Here is a 20,701-nt window from a genome sequence, read left to right on the forward strand (position 1 = left end):
GACACGCACCGCCCACAACCCCGCCCCCTGGGCGGCAGCCGAGCGTCGGCGGGAGGGGGTCGGGGTCGTAGGAGGTGCGTGTCCGGACGTAAAGCGTCGCAGCTCGCGCGAAGCGCGGTGAGGATAGCAGTCCGGATACGTGCCTCCGGAGGCCCCGGCACCCGCACCCACCACGCAGGACCCCGGTGCCGGCCGGCACATTCCAGCCCGTCCGGCGTTTGAGGACGGAACGGGCACCCCCGGTGCCGGAGGCCCTGTCGGCGCCGGGCCGGCAAAACCAAGCCCGTCCGGCGATTGAGGACGGAACCGTCCACCCCCGGCGCCCGGGCCGTGGCCAGGTCCCACACCGGCTCCCCCGCGGGCACGGGCCGCCGGACAATGCCCTCCGGCCCGCCCACCACCCAAGACCATGCGCGTCGCCGGTACGGCGGGCCAGACGCTGGTCGTCTACCACCCGGACTGACACTCCTCGCCACCACGATCCGGACCCCGGCAGCGACCCCGGCCGGGGCCTAGGTCCTGTCCGGGCGGGACGAGGCGGCGGGCTGCCTCGTGACATGGACGGATTCAGTCCGTAGGGTTCTGAATATGGATATGCACACTGTCGTGGTGGGGACCGCCGGCGCCACCGCCGCGGATGTCATCGCCGTCGCCCGCCACCGCGCCCCCGTCGAGCTTTCCGGGGACGCCCTGCGGGCCATGGCCGAGGCCCGGGACGTCGTGGACGCGCTCGCCGCCAAGCCCGAGCCCGTGTACGGCGTCTCCACCGGGTTCGGCGCGCTGGCCACCCGGCACATCGGGCAGGACCTGCGGGCGCGGTTGCAGCGCAACATCGTACGGTCGCACGCCGCCGGCATGGGCCCCCGCGTCGAGCGGGAGGTCGTGCGCGCGCTGATGTTCCTGCGGCTCAAGACCCTCGCGTCGGGGCGGACCGGCGTACGCCCCGAAGTCGCCCGCACCATGGCCGCCGTGCTGAACGCCGGGATCACCCCCGTCGTCCACGAGTTCGGCTCCCTCGGCTGCTCCGGCGACCTCGCGCCGCTCTCGCACTGCGCGCTGACGCTCATGGGCGAGGGCGACGCCGAGGGCCCCGACGGCACCGTCGCCCCGGCCGCCGGACTGCTCGCCGCGCACGGCATCGCCCCCGTCGAACTGCGCGAGAAGGAAGGGCTCGCCCTGCTCAACGGCACCGACGGCATGCTCGGCATGCTGGTCATGGCCATCGACGATCTGCGCCGCCTCTACATCTCTGCCGACATCACCGCCGCCCTCAGCCTGGAGGCCCTGCTCGGCACGGCCAAGGTCCTCGCGCCCGAGCTGCACGCCATCCGTCCGCACCCCGGCCAGGGCGTCAGCGCCGCCAATATGCTGCGGGTCCTCGCCGGGTCCGGGCTCACCGGGCACTTCCAGGAGGACGAGGCCCCGCGCGTCCAGGACGCCTACTCCGTACGCTGCGCCCCCCAGGTCGCGGGCGCCGGCCGGGACACCCTGGAGTACGCGGGCGTGGTCGCCGGACGCGAACTGGCCTCCGCGGTCGACAATCCCGTCGTCCTGCCCGACGGCCGCGTCGAGTCCAACGGCAACTTCCATGGCGCCCCCGTCGCGTACGTCCTGGACTTCCTGGCGATCGCCGCCGCCGACCTCGGCTCCATCGCGGAGCGCCGTACGGACCGGCTCCTCGACAAGAACCGCTCGCACGGCCTGCCGCCGTTCCTCGCCGAGGACCCCGGTGTCGACTCGGGCCTGATGATCGCCCAGTACACCCAGGCCGCCCTGGTCAGCGAGATGAAGCGGCTGGCGGTGCCCGCGTCGGTCGACTCGATCCCGTCCTCCGCGATGCAGGAGGACCATGTCTCCATGGGCTGGTCGGCCGCGCGCAAGCTCCGTACCGCCGTCGGCCATCTGACCAGGATCATCGCCGTGGAGCTGTACGCGGCGACGCGCGCCATCGAGCTGCGGGACGGTCTGACGCCCGCGCCCGCCTCCGTCGCCGCCATCGGCGCCCTGCGCGACGCGGGGGTCCAGGGCCCCGGCCCGGACCGCTTCCTCGCACCCGACCTCGCCGCCGCCGACGCCTTCGTACGCGAGGGCGCGCTGATCGAAGCGGTCGAGACGGTGACCGGCCCGCTGGCCTGAACCGAGCGCGGGCGTACCACGGAGGGGAGCGCGGACGTACGACGGAGGGGGCCGCCCGGACTGTGCCGGGCGGCCCCCTCGTACTCGTACGGCGGCGCCTTACAGCGCCCTGTTGCCTCTGCGCACCGAGTGCACGACGAGCCCGGCGACGATCCCGAGGATCGCGGACCCCCCGAACAGATACGGCGTGGCATCCACACCGCCCGGATCGGCGAGGGCGAGCTGCCGCGGGCTTTCCGCGGCCGCGGAGTCCTCGTCGGACTCCCCGGAGGAGAGGCTGTGCACGGTCCGCTCCGACACCTGCGCCGGGCCGCTCCGGTCATCCGTGGCGTTCGCGGAAGGAACGAACCACAGAGCACAGAGCAGCGCCCCGGCGGCGATGGCGGTGAACAGCGGTCGGCGTACGACGGACACGGAATCGATCCCCCTTGTGACAACGCCGAATTGGCTGGGTGCGCCGATGCTAGTGAAAGCAGCGGGTCGCGGGAAAGTCGAGAGGGTTCCGCGCTCTACCCTCCGTCGTATGACCACTACAGAAACATCACGGTATGTACGGCTTCGGGTGGAATTGGTGCTTGAGGTCGACGACCCCGAGAAACTGAGCGCCACCGCCCTCGGCCGTATCGGCGCCGACGAGTTCATGCCGGACGACGAGCGCTCCCACGCGGAGTCGGCGGTACAGGAGGACGAGGCCGAGGCCATCGCGTATCTCGTGGAGCCGTTCGACCTGGTCAGGAGCGTCCCCGGGGTCCAGCTCGCCCAGGCCTCGTGGAGCAGCGAGCAGATCGACTACGACCCGGACTCCGTGGAGTGGGACCTCGAGAGCGCCGCCGACGACGATGACGACGACGACATCGCCGCCGAGGACGGCGACGGGGATCGTGAGGAAGAAGAGGAGGAAGTCCGAGCTGGTCGGGGCTAGCGCGAGAGCGTGTCACCCTGGTAAGCCCCGGTCCGCGTCAGCCGACGGGCCGGGGCTCGTCCATGCCGTGCGACCGGTCACGCGGTACGGCGGGTTCCGTACGGTACGGCGAGTGGTGTGCGCCACATCTCGGTTGAAGTGGAACCGGACGAACCGGTACAGCAGTTCTTAATGGATACCGGCAGGGTTAGCGGCGATGATGGAGAAGCGTGTGATGACGGACAGCAAGCGGCGCAGGGGCCTCGTGGTCGCGTCCGCGGTGCTCGGCGGGGTACTGGTGCTTTCGGCATGTAGCGAGGGCGCGGACGACGCCTCCGCCGACAGCACGAAGACTCCGTCGTCGCAGGCCCAGGTGGACGAGGCGGCGGCCAAGGACACCTCCGAGGCCCAGATAGCCATCTCGCCGAAGAACGGCGCCACGAACGTCGGCATCAACAACGACGCCAAGGTCACCGTCACCAAGGGCACCCTGACCGAAGTCACCATGACCACCGCGGACGGCACCGACGTCCCCGGCACGATGTCCGACGACTCCACGAGCTGGCAGCCCGACGGCCAGCTCGACCGCTCCACCACGTACAAGATCACCGCGTCGGCGAAGGACGCCAAGGGCCGCGCCGCCCATGAGAACTCGTCCTTCACCACAGTCTCGCCCTCCAACAGCTTCATCGGGAACTTCACCCCCGAGGACGGCTCCACGGTCGGCGTCGGCATGCCCGTCTCGATCAACTTCGACAAGGCGATCAGCGACCAGAAGGCCGTGCAGGAGGGGATCACGGTCACCTCCAGCAGCGGCCAGGAGGTCGTCGGCCACTGGTTCAACTCGCAGCGGCTCGACTTCCGCCCCGAGCAGTACTGGGAGGGCAACTCGACCGTCACCCTCAAGCTGGACCTGGACGGCGTCGAGGGTGCCCCGGGCGTCTTCGGGGTGCAGCAGAAGACGGTCACCTTCTCGATCGGCCGCAACCAGGTCAGCACCGTCGACGCCCAGAGCAAGACGATGACGGTCACCCGGGACGGCCAGACGATCAAGACCATCCCGATCTCCTCCGGCTCCCCCGAGAACCCGACGTACAACGGGCAGATGGTGATCTCCGAGAAGTTCAAGGAGACCCGGATGAACGGCGCGACGGTCGGCTTCACGGACGACGACGGCAAGGGCGAGTACGACATCAAGGACGTCCCGCACGCCATGCGCCTGTCCACCTCGGGCACCTTCATCCACGGCAACTACTGGGGTGCCAAGTCGATCTTCGGCTCCGTCAACACCAGCCACGGCTGTGTGGGTCTGGCGGATGTGAAGGGCGCGGGCGACCCGAACCAGCCGGCGGCGTGGTTCTACAACAATTCGCTGATCGGCGATGTGGTCGTCGTCAAGAACTCCCCGGACAAGACCATCAAGCCCGACAACGGTCTCAATGGCTGGAACCTCAACTGGGCCGACTGGCAGGCCGGTTCCGCGGTCTGATCCGGCCCGGCGGAGCCCGGCCCGTATCCCGGCCCGGCCCGCCTCGTACGTCCGTACGCTCCACGGCGGCGGCACCCTCCCGGTGCCGCCGCCGTGCGCGTTCCCGCCCCGATCCGGCACCGTTCTCATCCAGCTCTCACCGGGGCCTCAACACTTCATCACGCCCGCTGCCTAGCTTCGGCCCATGTTCTTCACCTATCTCCGGCGCGAGCTGCGCCGTCGCAGAAAGGCGGCGCTCGTCGTCGCCTCGGGGCTCGCCCTGGGCATCGCGCTGGTGATCGTCGTCAGCTCCGTCTCCTCGGGAATGAGCCAAGCGCAGGACAAGGTCCTCCAGTCGCTGTACGGCCTGGGCACCGACATGACCGTCACCAAGGCCGCGCCCCCGCCCGGCGAAGAGGGCCAGGGCAAGCGCCGCTTCGAGTTCGACGCGAAGGGCGACGACGAGCAGAGCAGCGACCGGGTGCTGGTCCAGGGCTTCCAGACGCTGGCGTCCTCGACCGTCGCGCAGGTCGGCGACCAGGAGGGGGTCGCCGACGCCGTCGGCGGGCTGAGCCTGACCGTGCTCAAGGTCAACGGCGAGTTCAAGCCCGGCGAGTTCACCGCGCCCCCCGGCGGCGGCAAGACCGGTTCCGGCGGAGGCGGTGGCGGTGGCAGGGTCGAGGGCGGCGGCGCCGCGTTCGACGTCAACACCTACTCGGTGTACGGGACCGATGTCACCGCGCCCGCCCTCGGCCCGCTGACCTCCTCCAGGATCACTTCGGGCCGTACGTTCAACAGCTCCGAGGCCGATGCCGCGGTCGCCGTCGTCGACAGCGCGTACGCCAAGGAGAAGGGCCTCGGGACCGGCAAGACCGTGACCATATCCGGCACGAAGTTCACCATCATCGGCGTCGCCACCGCCGACAGCGGCGACGCCGCCGCCAATCTCTACATCCCGCTGAAGAAGGCCCAGACCCTGGCCGACGCCAAGGACAAGGTCACCACCGTCTATGTGAAGGCCGCCGACTCGCAGCAGATCGACAGCGTCAAGGCCGCCATCCAGAAGAACATCCCGGACACCACCGTCACCACCTCCGCCGATCTCGCGGACACCGTCTCCGGCTCCCTGTCCACCGCCTCCGATCTGGCCACCACCGTCGGCAAGTGGCTCTCCATCGCCGTACTGATCGCGGCGTTCCTGGTGGCCGGTCTGCTCACGTCCTCGGCGGTCAGCCGCCGGGTACGGGAGTTCGGCACGCTCAAGGCGCTCGGCTGGAAGAGCGGCCGGGTGACCCGCCAGGTGGTCGGCGAGGCACTGGTCAACGGTCTGCTCGGCGGCGCGCTCGGGATCGCCCTGGGCCTCGGCGGCGCGTATCTGGTCACGGCCATCAGCCCGACCCTCACCGCGCAGCTCGGCGGCGGCGCGGGCGGCGGCGCCCGGGGCGGCATGGTCGCGATCGGTGGCGGCGGTGGCGGTCCCGTGCGGCAGGGCGCCGGCAAGGCGCTCGACATCGCCCTCACCGCGCCGGTCTCCCTGGCCACTCTCGCGGTCGCCGTGGGGCTCGCCGTGGCGGGCGGGCTGATCGCGGGCGGCTTCGGCGGCTGGCGCGCGGCCCGGCTGCGGCCGGCGGACGCGCTGCGCCGCGTCGAGTGACCGCAGCCGCTCCCGCCCGGCCCGTTCGCGCCCAGGTCCGCCCCCGTCCCACCAGGGCGGCGGGAATCCCGCTACCGGCAGTCCCGTACCGGCAGTCCCGTATCAGCAGTCCCGTATCAGCAGTCCCGTACCACCGTTCCGTACAGCAGGAGTTGAACCGTGTACCAGCTCAGCGGCGTCACCAAGCGCTATCAGCGCGGCAAGAAGACCGTCGACGCGCTCGCGGGCGTCGATCTGACCATCGAGGACGGCGGCCGGCTCGTCATCCAGGGCCCCACCGGCGGCGGCAAGTCCACCCTCCTCCAGATGCTCGGCGGGCTCGACCGCCCGACCAGCGGGACCGTCGAGTTCGACGGGGTCGACCTCGCGTCCCTGCCCGAGGCCCGGCTCACCAAGGTCCGCGCCGAGAACATCGGCTTCGTCTTCCAGAGCTTCAACCTCATCCCCACCCTCACCGCGCAGGAGAACGTCGAGACGGCCCTCGTGCCCCTCGGCCTCAAGGGCGCCGCCCGGCGCGAGCGGGCCGCCGAGGCGCTGGACTCCGTCGGTCTCGGCGAGCGGCTCGGCCATGTGCCCGGCGAACTCTCCGGCGGGCAGCAGCAGCGCGTGGCGATCGCCCGCGCGCTCGTCAAGCGGCCGAAGGTGCTGCTGGCCGATGAACCCACGGGAAATCTCGACGAGTCGATGCGTGACGAGATCATGGAACTGCTGGAGGGACTCTGGAAAGAGCACGGCCTGACCTTCATCATGGTCACTCACGACAGCTCGATCGCCCGCCGGGCCCCACGGCTCGCCACGATCCGCAAGGGACGGGTCACGGTCACCGAGAACGCGGCCGCCTGAGCCGCACCTTCCGGGGCAGGCCGTGGGATGCCGGGGCCGCCGGCGGGGCGCTCGTGTCGTCGGGGCGCGGGCACCCCGCTCCGCCCGGACGCCCGCCCTGCCGGGGCGTCGCCCTCCTCGCACGCTAGGGTCTTTCGTTTGGGTCTGGCTGGATCAGGGAGCGGGGTCTGGTGCCGTGGATCGCAAGGCGGAGGAGGGAGCCCACGCGGAGGGGGTACCTCCCACGCCCTTAAGGCTGTGGGGGAGTAGGCGACCGACGACAACGCGGCGAGGCGCGGTGCCGGGGCCCGCGAGCCCAGCCAGACCCAAACGAGAGGCCCTAGGTTCCAGCCATGCTGATCACTCTGGGAAGCCCGCCCTCGGACGCCGAGACAGCCGCCTGGCACGCGGTGGTCAGCGCGGCCCACGTCCTCGATCTGCCGGCCTCGGCACCCGAGCCCAGCAGGGCCGAGACCGCGGGCAGGCTGCGGATCCCGCCGCTGGGCGGGCGCCATGTCCACCTCGCCTCGGTGGCCGAGGACGGCTCGTACGAAGGTGTCGCCTCGCTGCTCCTGCTCACCGGGCGCGAGCAGCGGGACACGGCCTTCCTCGAAGTGCTGGTGGTACGGCCGGACGCCCGGCGGCGCGGGGTCGGCGCCGAGCTGTGGGCCGCCGTACGCGACCGGCTCCTGGCGCACGGACGCACCTCGGTCTCGACCGTGCTCGAACTCGGCGGCGCGGGCGAGGCGTTCGTCGACAGTCTCGGCTTCACCAAGGTGCTGCCGCTCGGCTGGTACGTGCTGCGCGTCCGGCAGGCGGTGGACGGCACCCCGTGCCCGGTCCTGCCCGCGGGCTTCCGCTTCACCGACTGGTCGGGCGCGGTCCCGGACGGCCCGGCCGAGTCGTTCGCACGGGCCCACGCCACCGTACGGGACGTGCCGCTGACGGGTCCGGGATCCGGGTCCGGGGCCGGATTGCAGACGGCGGGCCCGGATGTGGCACGCGTACGGGCGGCCGCCCGGGTGATCGAGGAGCGCGGCGGGGTCATCCTCACCGCCGCTGTCCTCGACACCACGGACGGCGACGCGGTCGTCGCGTACACCGAGGTGGTCCTGAGCGACCCGGCCGACACCCGCGCGGTCCAGTACGACACGGTGGTCGTCCCGGCCCGCCGCGGCCTGGGCCTGGGCCGCGCAGTCAAACGCCATCTGCTGGCCAGACTGCGTGAACTGCACCCGGGCGTACGGGAGATCAGTACGACGGTCGCCGACGACAACGTGTCGATGCTGGCGGTGAACGAGGCGCTGGGATACAGACGCGAGCGCCCGGCGGGGATCTTCCGGACGAAGCTGTAGAGAAGCGGGTCGGCGGGTTCCGGCATATGCCCGGGTGCGTGTTCGACCGGCCTCTATCGTGGGCCCAGGGCCTGCCCGCCGGCCGGCCGTGAAGGCGGTCGCGAGGGCTGTGGAGGGCACCTGTGGAACCGGGACGGAAGGACGCGGCAGAGCATCTTCCACGGCTGCGCCTGGACGAACTGCTGGAAGAACTCCAGATCCGCATCGACGCCGTGCGCAATACGCGCGACCGGGTGCACGGTCTTCTGGAAGCGGTGCTCTCGGTGGGGCGCGAGCTGGATCTGGCCCAGGTGCTGCGGGGCATCGTCGAGGCCGCCGCCGTGCTGGTGGACGCCGAGTACGGCGCGCTGGGCGTGATCGGCGAGGACGACCGGCTCTCGGAGTTCCTGACGGTGGGCATCGACGACGAGCTGAGGTCCCGGATCGGTCCGCTGCCCAGCGGGCACGGGCTGCTGGGGGAGCTGATCCGCCATCCCCAGCCGCTGCGGCTGGCGGAGCTGTCCGGCCATCCCTCCTCGTACGGATTTCCCGCCGGCCATCCGCCGATGCGCTCCTTCCTGGGTGTTCCCATCCGGGTGCGTGACGAGGTCTTCGGGAATCTGTATCTGACCGAGAAGCGCGGCGCCGACGAGTTCGACGCGGAGGACGAGTCCGTCCTCTCCACGCTCGCTGTGGCGGCGGGCGTCGCCATCGAGAACGCGCGGCTGTACGAGGAGGCGCGCCTCCGTGAGCAGTGGCTCGCGGCCAGCGCCGAGGTGACGAGCAGTCTGCTGTCGGGGGGTCCGCGTGCCCAGGTGCTCGAACTGATCATTGAGCGGGCACGGCAGATCGTGCCGGCGGACCTCGGTCTGGTGGCCCTGCCGGCCGAGGGCACGGGCGAACTCCGCACCGTACTCGCGGTGGGGCCGGACGCCGAGGCGTACAAGGGGCTCCGGGTGGCGGTCGGCGACGGTTTCATCGGGGCGGCGTTCTCCGCCGCGGAGCCCGTCGTCAGCGGTGACATAGCCAGTGATCCGAGGGCCTTCGGCGGGGGTTCCGGCTGGTCGGGGCTGGGTCCCGCGGTGGCGGTGCCGATGGGCGGTCCCGGCGGTGTGCGCGGTACGCTCCTGCTCGCTCGCGCCGCGGGGCGGCCCGCCTTCGGGGCGGGCCAGACGGTTCCGCTCCTCGGTTTCGCCGGACAGGCGGCGCTCGCCATGGAACTGGCCGAACGCCGCAGCGCCGCCGAGCAGATAGCTCTCCTGGAGGACCGCGACCGGATCGCCCGTGACCTTCACGATCTCGCCATTCAGCGGCTGTTCGCGACGGGGATGACCCTCCAGAGCACCCAGAGGTTCGTCCAGCACCCGCAGGCGGTGGAACGCCTGGAACGCGCGGTCGACGACCTGGACGACACGATCAAGATCATCCGTTCGACGATCTTCGGACTCCGCACCCAGGAGACCCGCCGGACGGGCCACGGGGTACGAGCACGGCTGGCGGTCTCGGCCGAGGCGGCGGCGGCCTCGCTGGGCTTCAGCCCCGCCGTCCGTACGGAGGGGCTGGTCGACACGGACGTACCCGCCCCGATCGCCGACCACCTGATCGCGGTGGTGGTGGAGGCGCTGAGCAATGTCGCGCGGCACGCCCGGGCGAAGGCCGTCGATGTGCGCCTGGTCGTGGCGGCCGGGGAACTGACCCTGACGGTCACGGACGACGGTGTGGGATTCGGGCCGGACGCCCCGCGCAGCGGGCTGAGGAACATCAAGGAGCGGAGTGCCGCGCTGGGCGGCACGTTCGTCCACGACGCCCCGCCGGGAGGCGGCTCCCGTCTGGTCTGGCGCGTTCCGCTGCCGACGGACGCGACGGATGCGACGGGGACGGCGGGCGCGGCGGTTGCTGGGACGGAGGCGGCGGACGTGGCGGACGCGGCCGGCACGGCGGTCGCGGCGGAGCCCGGTGAGAGGGGCCGGGGCTGAGCCGGTGCCGGCGCCCCGTTCCTCAGGGCAGCCGTGTGTCCGGTCGTACGGCGGTCACCGGTGTCCGTACACCCTGCCGCACCCCGAGTTTCGGCAGCAGACCGGAGATCCGGTGCCTGACGGTCTTCTCGGCGAGAAAGAGCCGCTGCCCCAACTGACGGTCGGTGAGTCCGTCTCCGAGTAGCGTCAGCATGTGCCGCTCCCCCGGGGAGAGCAGGGCCGGGGCCCGCGCCCCCGGCCCGGCCCGCGGCCGGCCGTGCAGGGGACCGCCCAGCAGCCGGGCGACCGCCTCCGGGTCGAGCAGCGACCGGCCCGAGGCGACGGCACGGACGGCGGAGACGAGCGCGGAGTCCTTGATCTGCTTGAGCACATAACCGGAGGCGCCCGCCAGGACGGCGTTGAGCAGCGCCGCCTCGTCGTCGAACGAGGTGAGCATCAGCCAGGCCAGACCCGGCGTTCCCGACCGCAGCTCGCGGCAGGCCGCGATGTCGTCGGCATCGGGCACCGGAACGTCCAGCACCGCGACATCGGGGGGCGGCGACGGGACCGTGGCCAGTGCCTCGCCCGCGGAGCCGGCGTGGCCGACGACGCGGATGTCGGGTTCGGCGTGGAGGACCTCGCCGAGCGCGTGCCTGACCTCCGCCTGGCCGTCGACGAGGACCACCCGTATGGGATGCCGCGACGAGAAGGTACGGGCTGCGCTCATGGGATTCCCTGCTCCGGGTGGGGTCCGTTCCGGGTGACCGGTCGTCCGGCGATCCTCCCGTCCCGGCGCCGGGGGACACCAGGGCCGTACGGGCCCATGCCGGTCCGGCGCGAGGGCCGGACGGCTCTTCTCTCCGGCCCCCGCCGGCACCCCCGGAAGGCCCTGCCGCCCGGCTCCCCCGGCTCCCCGTAGGGACCCGAGACGGGCACCGGCCCGGGCGACGGCGCCGGACCACTCCCTCAGAACTCGCGGAGCCATGTGCCGCCGGCTTCGCGCGGAACCCATCCCGACGGGCGCAGACGTGTGTCGTCCACACGGTGGGTGAGCCGGTCGACGACCGCCACCACACCGTCGATCCGGCTCGTCATGCGCAGCGCGACCGGTTTCTCGCTCAGCCGCTCCACCTGGCCCGCGAGCGTGACCACACCGTCCCGCACCTCCACCGCGACGGACCGCGGCGCCAGCCACGGCGTGCCGTCGATCACCTCCTCCAGAACCGTGCGCCTGATCTCCTCGTCGGGGCGGAGGAAGACCTGGAGCAGATCGCGCCGGGTGACGATGCCGACGAGACGGTCCTCCTCGTCCACCACCGGCAGCCGCTCGATTCCGCGCCGCGCCATGGTCCGCGCCGCGTCCGCGATGGTGCTCTCGGCGCGCACCGTGACCGCCGGGCTCGACATCAGGGTCCCGGCGTGCCGGGCCGGGGGCTGCCCGGTGCCGCGACGGCCCTGGACGAGCCGGTTCAGCCGGGCGCGCAGGCGGTTCGCGCGGCCGGCGGGCGCGGTCCGGCCGGCCGTGCGGAGGAGATCGGTACCGGAGACCACACCGACGACCTTGTCGTCGTCATCGAGCACCGGGAGCCCGCCGACGCGATGGACCGCGAGCAGCCGGGCGATCTCCTTGAACGAGGTGCCGGGCGCGGCGGTGACGACCTCGTTCGTCATCACGGTGCCCACCTTGGTGTGCTTCATCGTGTCCTCTCCTTCTGCGCAGTCGGGCGTGGTCGGCGCGCCCCGCTCCGGCGGGGGGCCGGGGTCCGGCTCCAGGCTCCGACGCCCCGGCCGTCCGGTTCCAGGGACCGCCGGGACACGGGGACGGGCCGATCGGCCTTGATCGGCCCGCGTCGCGCACCGTCCGCGGGACGCGGCTCCGGCGTACGGCCACGGTTCCGCCGGCCGTCCCGGGCCCGCCCGCCCCAACAGGCCTTCGCTCCAGTGCCGTTCGGCCCACCGGGCAGGGCCGTCGGGCCGCAGCGGCGCCGCCCCCGGCAGCGGGAGATTGAAGCCGCGACAACAGCGACCGACACCACGACACAACGACTGAAGCCGCGACACCGACACCGCGACCGACACCGCGACACCGACAGCAACAACCGCGACACAGCCACTGAAGCCGCGACACAGCGGCTTACGCCGAACACAACAGCACCGCGACACGGCACCGGACACCGCTCCCGTCCCCGGAAAGGGATGACAGACATGGCAGTTCACCAGACGCCCCGCCACAACAGGTTCCGCCTCTCCCCGTCGCGGAAGGCCACGGCGGTCGTGCCGGCCGACGGCGCCCGTTCCGAGGCGGTGACGGGGCGGCTCGCCCAAGTCGCCGCCACGGCCCGCATCCTGATCGGATTCGTCTTCCTCTGGGCGTTCTTCGACAAGGCCTTCGGCTGGGGTTACGCGACTCGGTCCTCCGGAGCCTGGATCGACGGCGGTTCACCCACCAAGGGCTTCCTCGGCGGTGTCGCCGTCGGACCGTTCCAGTCGGCCTTCAACTCCTGGGCCGGGGACGCCTGGGCCGACTGGCTGTTCATGCTGGGCATGCTCGGTATCGGCCTCGCCCTCACCTCCGGCGTCGCGCTGCGTCTCGCCGCCGCCGCGGGCACCGTGATGATGGCCCTGATGTGGGCCGCGGAGTGGCCGTTGGCCCGGCACCTCACCGACGGATCGCCCAGCATGTCGTCGAACCCGGTCGTGGACTACCACGTCATGTACGCGGTCATCATGATCGTCCTCGCCGTCGCCGCCGCGGGCCGCACCTGGGGGCTCGGCGGGGTCTGGCAGGAACTGCCCTTCGTACGGCGCCACCGCTGGCTCGTCTGAACCGTCGGCGGAGCCGGCCGGGGTGCCTCACCGCACCCCGGCCGCCCGTCGTTCGCGCCGTACCGCCTGCGGAGTCCACGCACGTACACCGCGGAACGTTCCGCGAACGTGCGCCGACGGCACGGCGCATGACCGTACGTCAGATCCCTGCGGCAGGGCCGTCCGGCCCTGGTACGGGCGGAGAGGCACCGGCCAGGATGGAGCAGGCGAGCGACCGGCCGGAGTGCCCCGATGAACCCTGGAGGACGAAGATGACCGACGACCGGGAATCCGCGCGGCAGCGGCCGATCCGGGTACTGCTGCTCGACGATCACGAGGTGGTACGGCGCGGGGTACGCGATCTGCTCGACGCCGAGCCCGGTATCGAGGTCGTCGGCGAGGCCGGAACGGCTGAACAGGCCCTGGTCAGGGGCCCGGCGCTGCGCCCCGACGTCGCCGTCCTCGACGTACGGCTGCCGGACGGCGACGGCATCACGGTCTGCCGGGAGCTGCGGTCGGCGATGCCCGGGCTGGCGTGTCTGATGCTCACCTCGTTCGACGACGACGACGCGCTCCTCGACGCGATCATGGCCGGAGCCGCGGGCTATGTGCTCAAGGAGATCAAGGGGTCCGATCTCGTCTCCGCGGTCCGTACGGTCGCCTCCGGCCAGTCGATGCTCGACCCGGCCACCACGACACGCCTGATGAACAGCCTGCGCGGGGAGGAGTCCGCGCCGGAGACCGGACCGGGACCGCTGGACGGCCTCTCTCCGCGCCAGCACGAGATCCTCGCCCTGATCGGCAAGGGCCTGACCAACGCTCAGATCGGCAAGCGGCTCTATCTCTCGGAGAAGACGGTCAAGAACAACATCTCCCGCCTGCTGGCCAAGCTCGGTGTGGAACGCCGTGTGCAGGCGGCGGTCCTGGCGACACGTGCCGTCCCGCAGGACCCTTCCGGTGACGAGGGCGGCGCCCGGCACTGAGCCGCGCCACGGCCGGCGCGGGGAACGCGCCGGCCGCCACGCATCCGCTCAGAGACCGCCGCCGCGACGCGTGCCGAGGTCCGAGGGAACGACCAGCACCGGGCAGCGGGAGCGGTGCAGCAGGGCGTGCGCCGTCTGTTCGTGCCGGACACCCCCGCTGCCGTGCCGGTGATGGGCGATGACGACGACACCCGCGTCCGCGGTGGCGGCGATCAGCTCGTCCAGGGAGAGCCGGGGAGCCGTCCGGTCCCGCCGCCTGGCGGCTTCCCGCGTGGGCGCCGCCGTTCCCGTCGGCAGGTCCGCGCCGCCCGGGGCCCGCAGGGCGGCCGGAGGACACGGTCCCGGCGGTACGGGGAGCCGGTAGAGCGGCGTGTGGACGAACCGTACGCGCGTGCCCCGGCGTACGGCTTCCTCGTCGGCGTAGACCGTCGCCTCCGCGTCCGAGTCCGTCTCGATGGCGAGCAGTACGTCCCCCGTCCCGGTGTGGTACGGGAGATGGCCCGCGCCGACGACCAGCAGCGGGCAGTGGATACGCTCCATCAGCCGGCGCGCCACCGACCGCGAGGCCAGCGCGGCGAGGCCGCCCAGGGCGCGGGTGCCGACCACGGTCAGCGCCGCCCGCCTGCCCTTCCTCGCCAGCGCCTCCGCGGGACCGGCGTCGACGGCGGCGAGCCGGACACTCAGACCGGGATGGTGGGCACGGACCCGGGCGGCGGCCGTGGCCAGCACCGGCCCGGCCGCGTCCAGGTCCGGAACGGCGTAGACGATCTCCAGCGGAACCGACCGGCGGACCGCCTCCTCGGCCGCCGCGTCCTGTGCGCGGGTCGAGATGATCGAGCCGTCGGTCCCCACAACCACATGGCGCTCTGGCATGTGCTGTCCCCTCTCCTGCTGTTGCCGGCCGGCCTGCGGACGGTCATGGGCATCAGCGTCCGGCCCGCGACCGGACGAGGGGCAGGGGCCGACCGGCACCCGCGCCCGGCGACCGGCCCTCGCGCATGGCGCCCGGCACCCCGCACATCCCGCGCCCGGCGACCGGCACTCCGCACACCCCGCGCACCCCGCGCCCGGCGACCGGCACCCCGTACCCGCGACCGGCCCTCGCGCCAGCCCGCCCGGCCGGTCAGCCCCGCGCGCAGCCCGCCCCCGCGCCGGGCAGGCGGTACGGCGACTCCAGGCGGTAGTCGCCCGCCTCAGAGACCGTCAGGCGCACCCACTCGCCCGCCTGTTCCACACATGCGCCGCGTGCCCTGAGCCAGGGGGAGTAGGCGATCCGCACCGTCACCGAGCCGGCCTCCGGCATCCGTACCATCAGGTCCGCCGCGCTGCCGCCGGCCACCGAGGCGGGCGCGGAGACCAGGGGGACGGCGTTCCGTACGCGGTAGACCGTCCAGCCGTCGTCCTCGTACACCCGCTCCAGCCACTCCGGACCGCTTCTGACCAGCGCCGCTTCGGCCTCGGCCGGGCCGTCCGGCTGTCCGTGGTGCAGTACGACGAAGCCCACCGCCCAGCGGTCCAGCCAGGCGCGGTAGCGGGCCTCGGTGAGGGGGCCCTCGTAGAAGAGGCGCCCGCGCTCGACGTCGAGCTGACGGTTCCAGCCGCGGGCCATGGTGATGTACGGGGCGAGGAGGTCGGCCTCGCGGTGGTTGCGGGCGGGGACGGCCTCGACACGGGTACGGTCCGCCCCCAGCCGGTCCAGGGCGGCGACCAGCCCGTCGGTGTGCGCGGCCCACGACGGCACGGTGTTCGATACGACGAGGTCGTCCTCGGTCTTGTCGGCCAGCCAGTTGGTGTTCACGACGAGGACGGCGGCGAGGACGAGATGCGGGAGCGCGCGCCGCGGCCGGGCCTTCAGCGCGTCGAGCGCGGCAGACACGCCGAGCACGCCCGGGGCGCGCGTCAGCAGGGCCGCGAGCAGCACCGGCGGTCCCGCCAGCCCCACCAGCCGCTCCACATTCGTACCGATCGGCGAGGCGACCAGAAAGGTCAGGACGACCCCGACGGCGTAGACGGCCGCGCCGTACCGCACCACGCGCCAGCCGCGCGGCGCCGCCGCGCACAGCGCCGCACTCGCGACGAGCGGCATCCACAACTTGCCGGGGCTCATGGGCTGTTCGCCCTGGAAGGGGAAGAGGACGGTTGTCGCGGCTATGACGACGAAGGGCGGCACGATCAGCGCCGCCCCCTTCGCCCACCGCCGGTCCAGCAGATACGCCGCGCCCGCCACGACGAGGAAGAGCGCGGCGACCGGGCTGGCCAGCGCGGTGAGCGCGGCGCAGACGGCGGCCCGTACGAGGCGCGTACGCCGCTGCCGGCCCTGGACGCACAGCAGGGCCAGCAGGCCTGTCGCCACCCCCAGCGCGAACGTCGTCCGCCCCGACGCGACATTGCACCAGAGCGCCGCCGCCCCGAGCAGCGCGGGCCACAGCGGCCGCCGCACCCGCCGTGCCCCCGCCCGTACGAACAGCATCCCGAGCACCCAGGTCCCGGCCAGCCCCGCCGCCACGGTCACCGCTCTGACGCCCAGCAGCGCCATGAGCGGCGGCGCCAGCACGCTGTAGTTGGCGGTGTGTGTGCCTCCGTACCAGGCGAGGTTGTACGCCGAGCCCGGATGCCGCGCCGCGAATCCGGCCCAGGCGAACTGGGCCGCCAGATCACCACCACCGGTGGCGAGCAGGGCGGCCCACAGGACGTAGAACGGTACGGCGGCGCCGGTCGCGACGACCGGCACCAGCCACCGGCCCCGGCCGGCCGCCCGGCTTTCGCCGTCGGCGCCGCCGACCGGCCGCGCCGAGATCTCCGCCCGGCCGGTCTCCGCACTGGTCCACATCCGCCCCATCCGCCCCAGACTAGGCCGTACGGGTAGCGCCCTGGCTTCCGGCGGTTTCCTGTACGACGCGGCCCGCGCGCAACTCCAGCCGCCCGCCCGTGAAGCCCGCGCGGAAACGGCGGTCGTGGGAGACCACCACTACCGCGCCCTCGTACGTCCGCAGTGCCTCCTCCAGCTCCTCGACCAGGCTCAGCGCGAGATGGTTCGTCGGCTCGTCGAGGATCAGCAGCCCGGCGGGCCGGGTCACCAGCCGGGCCAGTTCCAGCCTGCGCCGCTGGCCGACCGAGAGCGCGGCGACGGGCACGGTCAGGTCGTCCTCGCGGAACAGACCGAGGCCCAGCAGTTCGTCCGCGTACTCCTCAGGCATCCCGGGACGCCCCGCCGCGAAGGCTGTGAGCAGGGGCGACCGGGAGGCCACGGCGGGCAGTTCCTGCGCCAGGTAGCCGCTGGACACCGGTCGTCGCACGGAACCGCTGTCCGGCCGCAACTCCCCGGCCAGCACCCGGAGAAGGGTGCTCTTGCCCGCGCCGTTGGCCCCGGTGACCAGCAGCCGATCACCGGCGCGCACCCGCAGACGCGCGATGTGCAGCCGGTCTCCGACCACCACATCGTCCAGCGCGATCGCCAGGCCGTCGTCCGCCGAGCCCCGCACACCGCTCAGCGTCGGCCGGAACCGCAACGGCTCCGGTGGCGCCGGGACCGGCTCCTGCCGCAGCCGCCACAGTCTCTCCCTCGCCGCCCTCACCTGGCCCGACAGCTTCGCCTCGTGCGAGCGGCGGTGTTTGCCGAAACCCTGGCGCGGGTCCTTGCCCGTGCTCGCCAGCCGCTGCCCCGCCGCCGCGACGAGCTCCTCCGTACGGGCCACCTCGGCCACCCACTCCAGGTGGTCCAGCCGCCACCGGTTGCGGGCCGCCGCCTTCGCCGTACGGTAGCCGCGCCAGCCGTCGCCGTACCGCGTCACCGCCCGCCTATCCCGGTCCACCTCCAGGATCGTCGTCGCGATCCGCTCCAGGAACGCCCGGTCGTGGGTGACCGCCACCACCGTCCCGCGGTGTGCCCGGAGCTGGTCCTCCAGCCAGGTGGTGGCCTGGAGGTCGAGATGGTTGGTGGGTTCGTCGAGCAGCAGCAGTTCGGGCGCCGACGCCAGTACGCAGGCCAGCGCGAGCCGGGACTGCTCCCCGCCGGAGAGCGAGCGGAGGAGCCGGCCGCGGCCGATCCGGGCGAGCCCGAGCCCGTGCAGCGCGGCCTCGACCCGGGCGTCGGCCTGATAGCCGCCGCGCTCCTCGTACACCGTCAACAGCTCGCCGTACGCGGCCAGTTCCGTGTCCCCGGCCTCGCCGAGCGCCGCCTCGGCGGCGCGCAGCCGGCGTTCCAGCTCGCGCAGTTCGGCGAGGGCCGCGTCGACGGCGTCCTGGACGGTGTGGGCGGGGCCGAGGCCGAGGGTCTCGTCGAGGGTCTGGGCGAGATGGCCGACACCGCCGGGGGAGCGGACCGTGACCTCACCGCCGTCCGGGCGCTCGGCCCCGGCCAGCAGCCGCAGCAGGGTCGACTTGCCGGAGCCGTTCTCCCCGATGACTCCGGCCTTCTCGCCGGGGCGTACGGTCAGCGACACCTGGTCGAGGACAGACCGGTCGCCGTACGCCTTGGAAACATCCTTCATCGCCAATTGGGCGCGCTCGCGCATCGCTACTTCCTGTCGGGTGACATGCCCCGGCCGCGCGGGCACCGCGTGTGCGCGGGCCGCGTCGGGTCAGGGCTGGATTCCGGGGGACCTGGGGAGCAGGTCCGGAATCACAGGAAGTAGTAGTGCTTGAACATGCCGCCGAGTGTAGCCGGGCCGCGCGGAGGCGGCCCGGCGATTTCCCGGCGGCTCTTCTACGGTGCTACGACGGGGTGTTGCCCACGAGCGCGAGCTACGAGGCGTTGCCCACGAGCGCGAGCTACGAGGCGTTGCCCATGCGCACGGTGCTACGAGGCGCTGCCCACGAGCGCAAGGCTGCGAGGCGTTGCCCATGCGCGCACCGTGCTACGAGGCGTTGCCCACGAGCTGGACCGGCCCGTTCAGCGTGTTCGGGGTGCAGCCGGGGCCCGACAGCGTCAGCCGTTCCTTCGTGCCGACGACGGACAGCGGCCCGGTCAGCGATGTCCCGCACAGTTCGACGACCCGCGCGCCGACCGCCTGCACCGGCCCGGTGATGTCCGCGCCCTTCGCGACCAGCCCGGCGCCCGCGCGGACCACTATCGGCCCGGTGACCCGGGTGCCGTCGAGGCAGGTGACCCCGGCGGAGATGACCAGCGGGCCGGTGTGGGTGCCGGTCAGCGTGTTCGTACAGGCGGGCGCGGCCGGGACACGGCTCCGGAAGTCCAGCGCGTACGCCAGTTTGCCGGGCTTCGCGTCGGAGATCGGCGCGCTGAGCTTCCCGAACTCGCCGCCGGTCGGCTTCTTCCCGTCGTTCCACTCGGCCATCCGGCCCAGCTCGTCGGCGGTGCGGCCGTCGGCGATGACGGTGTCGCCGGGCGTCGCCGACATGGCCTCGGACGCCTTGCGGACAGCGGCCAGATAGGACGCGGGGCTGCTCAGGTCGTACGTACCGAGGTCCACGCGGTCCCGCAGCCAGGTCCCCCAGAGGAACTCCAGATACTCGGCCGCGTCGTCGGGCGCCTGGTAGCCGATGTCGCGCGTGAAGTAGACGAGGCTGCGGTAGCGGTCGTCATGGAAGTCGGCGAGGCCGAGGCGCCTGGGGAGCTGGTCGACGGTGATGGGGTGGTTGTTCTCGTCGCGCAGCCAGACCCACTTCCGGTCCTGCATGGTCTGCCAGAAGGCGGCGGGGGAGAGGTCGCTGAGATTGCCGGTGACGCGCAGCCGGATGTGCAGGGCGGGTCCGCCGTCGGGGGTCTCCAAGAACGACGTCAGGGTGTGGTGCCCGTCGGTCAGATAGAGCTTGCCGCCGGGGCCGACGACGACGGTCTTCATCTGCGCGCGCGTCTCGTCGGTCTCCTCGCCGAGCGGGACCGTGCAGGTGAAGCTCGACGCGTCGGACAGGCGGGCGCCGGGCTCGACGGTGTCCGCCTCCTCCTGACCGTTGGTCTCGCACCAGTCGTCGAAGCGCTTGTTGAAGTCGCCGTTCTGCTCGTCCTTGGGGCTGCTGTAGCGGCCGAGCTTGTAGTAGATCTGGTCGAACCCGACGGAGGGCTGGGTGGGGATGAGCTGATCCAGCGTCACATCGAGCAGATCGCCTGGCTGGGCACAGAGGGCGGCGTTCGTGGCGGTGTTCTTGGCGCCGCTCTTCGGGAGGGCGCAGTCGGCCTTGCCCGCCGCACCGGCCGGGCCGCCGCCCATGACGACCCCGCCCAGGGCCAGCGAGCCCACGGCCAGCCCGGCGGCGAACCCGCGCATGCCGCGGCGCGACCGGGACCGGGACCACTGCCGGGACGGGGACTGCGTACGGGGTGAGCCGGTCATACGGTCTCCAGATGTCGCGTACGGATATGTCTCTGGGTGTGCCTGGCCGCACGGGCAGTCGGCGCACCGGGCCGTCGCATATCCACTCACCTTTTCCGCACCGCCGGGGCGGCTTCCGGATATCGCGGCGGTGTCGGGAAGGTGAACGGTGGTGGTGCGGTCCGGTGTGATCCGGTGCCGTCCGGTGCGGTTGACGGTACGTCAGTACGCCGACGGCACGACCGGGGCCCGGGCGGGGCCCGGGGTCCGGAGGCATACCGGGCGGGACCGGCTTCAGTCCGCCCCGGCCCCGCCCGGGCCCCCGGTGCCTCCTCGCTCACCCGCGCGCGGCGCCCCGCAGGACCGTCAGC

16 protein-coding genes are annotated in these 20,701 nt (G+C 72.7%); 9 read left to right on the plus strand and 7 right to left on the minus strand.

Annotated elements, in window-relative coordinates; translation table 11 throughout:
• The first annotated feature begins 588 nt into the window (after nucleotides 1-588).
• On the plus strand, nucleotides 589-2,136 hold the full coding sequence (hutH, locus tag WH07_RS16625; RefSeq protein WP_079023289.1) for a histidine ammonia-lyase: 1,548 nt from the start codon (nucleotides 589-591) through the stop codon (nucleotides 2,134-2,136).
• Between the two features lie 99 nt (nucleotides 2,137-2,235).
• Here the strand turns inward: hutH and WH07_RS16630 are convergent, their stop codons facing one another.
• Nucleotides 2,236-2,550: a hypothetical protein gene (locus tag WH07_RS16630; RefSeq protein ID WP_046500704.1), complete on the minus strand. Its 315-nt coding sequence runs from the start codon at nucleotides 2,548-2,550 to the stop codon at nucleotides 2,236-2,238.
• A gap of 109 nt (nucleotides 2,551-2,659) precedes the next feature.
• On the opposite strand from WH07_RS16630, the gene WH07_RS16635 reads away from it, so the two are divergent.
• The 6 genes from WH07_RS16635 to WH07_RS16660 all read left to right on the plus strand — a co-directional run bounded on the left by WH07_RS16635 (nucleotide 2,660) and on the right by WH07_RS16660 (nucleotide 10,291).
• Complete coding sequence (locus WH07_RS16635) at nucleotides 2,660-3,058, plus strand: hypothetical protein (protein ID WP_079023290.1); 399 nt, start codon at nucleotides 2,660-2,662, stop codon at nucleotides 3,056-3,058.
• A gap of 199 nt (nucleotides 3,059-3,257) precedes the next feature.
• The gene (locus tag WH07_RS16640; RefSeq protein WP_046500713.1) at nucleotides 3,258-4,526 is read left to right on the plus strand and encodes a L,D-transpeptidase; all 1,269 of its coding nucleotides are present in this window, start codon (nucleotides 3,258-3,260) and stop codon (nucleotides 4,524-4,526) included.
• Between the two features lie 184 nt (nucleotides 4,527-4,710).
• The gene (locus WH07_RS16645) at nucleotides 4,711-6,159 is read left to right on the plus strand and encodes an ABC transporter permease (protein WP_046500706.1); all 1,449 of its coding nucleotides are present in this window, start codon (nucleotides 4,711-4,713) and stop codon (nucleotides 6,157-6,159) included.
• 159 nt (nucleotides 6,160-6,318) lie between these two features.
• The gene (locus WH07_RS16650) at nucleotides 6,319-7,002 is read left to right on the plus strand and encodes an ABC transporter ATP-binding protein (RefSeq protein WP_046500707.1); all 684 of its coding nucleotides are present in this window, start codon (nucleotides 6,319-6,321) and stop codon (nucleotides 7,000-7,002) included.
• A gap of 332 nt (nucleotides 7,003-7,334) precedes the next feature.
• Nucleotides 7,335-8,336, plus strand: coding sequence for a GNAT family N-acetyltransferase (locus WH07_RS16655; protein WP_052744435.1), 1,002 nt, complete (start codon nucleotides 7,335-7,337; stop codon nucleotides 8,334-8,336).
• Nucleotides 8,337-8,458: 122 nt separating this feature from the next.
• Entirely contained in the window at nucleotides 8,459-10,291 is a 1,833-nt protein-coding gene (locus WH07_RS16660) for a GAF domain-containing sensor histidine kinase (RefSeq protein WP_079023291.1), read from the plus strand.
• Between the two features lie 22 nt (nucleotides 10,292-10,313).
• Here WH07_RS16660 and WH07_RS16665 read toward each other — a convergent pair whose 3' ends face one another.
• Both WH07_RS16665 and WH07_RS16670 read right to left on the minus strand, forming a co-directional pair.
• Nucleotides 10,314-10,997 (minus strand): response regulator transcription factor, encoded by a 684-nt coding sequence (locus tag WH07_RS16665; RefSeq protein WP_046500708.1) that lies wholly within the window; start codon nucleotides 10,995-10,997, stop codon nucleotides 10,314-10,316.
• 239 nt (nucleotides 10,998-11,236) lie between these two features.
• On the minus strand, nucleotides 11,237-11,968 hold the full coding sequence (locus tag WH07_RS16670) for a BON domain-containing protein (protein WP_046500709.1): 732 nt from the start codon (nucleotides 11,966-11,968) through the stop codon (nucleotides 11,237-11,239).
• A 507-nt stretch (nucleotides 11,969-12,475) separates the two neighbouring features.
• Between WH07_RS16670 and WH07_RS16675 the strand changes: the two genes are divergently transcribed.
• Together WH07_RS16675 and WH07_RS16680 are read left to right on the plus strand one after the other, a co-directional pair.
• On the plus strand, nucleotides 12,476-13,096 hold the full coding sequence (locus WH07_RS16675) for a DoxX family membrane protein (RefSeq protein WP_046500710.1): 621 nt from the start codon (nucleotides 12,476-12,478) through the stop codon (nucleotides 13,094-13,096).
• A gap of 251 nt (nucleotides 13,097-13,347) precedes the next feature.
• Nucleotides 13,348-14,058, plus strand: coding sequence for a response regulator (locus tag WH07_RS16680; protein ID WP_046500716.1), 711 nt, complete (start codon nucleotides 13,348-13,350; stop codon nucleotides 14,056-14,058).
• Between the two features lie 48 nt (nucleotides 14,059-14,106).
• Here the strand turns inward: WH07_RS16680 and WH07_RS16685 are convergent, their stop codons facing one another.
• The 4 genes from WH07_RS16685 to WH07_RS16700 form a co-directional block, all read right to left on the minus strand.
• On the minus strand, nucleotides 14,107-14,931 hold the full coding sequence (locus WH07_RS16685; RefSeq protein WP_079023292.1) for a universal stress protein: 825 nt from the start codon (nucleotides 14,929-14,931) through the stop codon (nucleotides 14,107-14,109).
• 250 nt (nucleotides 14,932-15,181) lie between these two features.
• The gene (locus tag WH07_RS16690) at nucleotides 15,182-16,789 is read right to left on the minus strand and encodes a hypothetical protein (protein WP_046500718.1); all 1,608 of its coding nucleotides are present in this window, start codon (nucleotides 16,787-16,789) and stop codon (nucleotides 15,182-15,184) included.
• Between the two features lie 118 nt (nucleotides 16,790-16,907).
• Complete coding sequence (abc-f, locus tag WH07_RS16695; protein WP_046500712.1) at nucleotides 16,908-18,572, minus strand: ribosomal protection-like ABC-F family protein; 1,665 nt, start codon at nucleotides 18,570-18,572, stop codon at nucleotides 16,908-16,910.
• A gap of 342 nt (nucleotides 18,573-18,914) precedes the next feature.
• Nucleotides 18,915-20,351 (minus strand): ParB/Srx family N-terminal domain-containing protein, encoded by a 1,437-nt coding sequence (locus WH07_RS16700; RefSeq protein ID WP_408645860.1) that lies wholly within the window; start codon nucleotides 20,349-20,351, stop codon nucleotides 18,915-18,917.
• Nucleotides 20,352-20,701 lie beyond the last annotated feature (350 nt).

The organism is Streptomyces odonnellii (assembly GCF_000981895.1).
GTDB classification, from domain to species: domain Bacteria; phylum Actinomycetota; class Actinomycetes; order Streptomycetales; family Streptomycetaceae; genus Streptomyces; species Streptomyces odonnellii.

What these genes read in the sequence shown, in the direction of transcription:
- hutH (WP_079023289.1), top strand. Translation starts at nt 589, where the DNA reads ATGGATATGCACACTGTCGTGGTGGGGACCGCCGGCGCCACCGCCGCG.
- WH07_RS16635 (WP_079023290.1), top strand. Translation starts at nt 2,660, where the DNA reads ATGACCACTACAGAAACATCACGGTATGTACGGCTTCGGGTGGAATTG.
- WH07_RS16640 (WP_046500713.1), top strand. Translation starts at nt 3,258, where the DNA reads ATGGAGAAGCGTGTGATGACGGACAGCAAGCGGCGCAGGGGCCTCGTG.
- WH07_RS16645 (WP_046500706.1), top strand. Translation starts at nt 4,711, where the DNA reads ATGTTCTTCACCTATCTCCGGCGCGAGCTGCGCCGTCGCAGAAAGGCG.
- WH07_RS16655 (WP_052744435.1), top strand. Translation starts at nt 7,335, where the DNA reads ATGCTGATCACTCTGGGAAGCCCGCCCTCGGACGCCGAGACAGCCGCC.
- WH07_RS16665 (WP_046500708.1), bottom strand. Translation starts at nt 10,997, where the DNA reads ATGAGCGCAGCCCGTACCTTCTCGTCGCGGCATCCCATACGGGTGGTC.
- WH07_RS16670 (WP_046500709.1), bottom strand. Translation starts at nt 11,968, where the DNA reads ATGAAGCACACCAAGGTGGGCACCGTGATGACGAACGAGGTCGTCACC.
- WH07_RS16675 (WP_046500710.1), top strand. Translation starts at nt 12,476, where the DNA reads ATGGCAGTTCACCAGACGCCCCGCCACAACAGGTTCCGCCTCTCCCCG.
- WH07_RS16680 (WP_046500716.1), top strand. Translation starts at nt 13,348, where the DNA reads ATGACCGACGACCGGGAATCCGCGCGGCAGCGGCCGATCCGGGTACTG.
- WH07_RS16685 (WP_079023292.1), bottom strand. Translation starts at nt 14,931, where the DNA reads ATGCCAGAGCGCCATGTGGTTGTGGGGACCGACGGCTCGATCATCTCG.
- abc-f (WP_046500712.1), bottom strand. Translation starts at nt 18,572, where the DNA reads ATGCGCGAGCGCGCCCAATTGGCGATGAAGGATGTTTCCAAGGCGTAC.
- WH07_RS16700 (WP_408645860.1), bottom strand. Translation starts at nt 20,351, where the DNA reads ATGACCGGCTCACCCCGTACGCAGTCCCCGTCCCGGCAGTGGTCCCGG.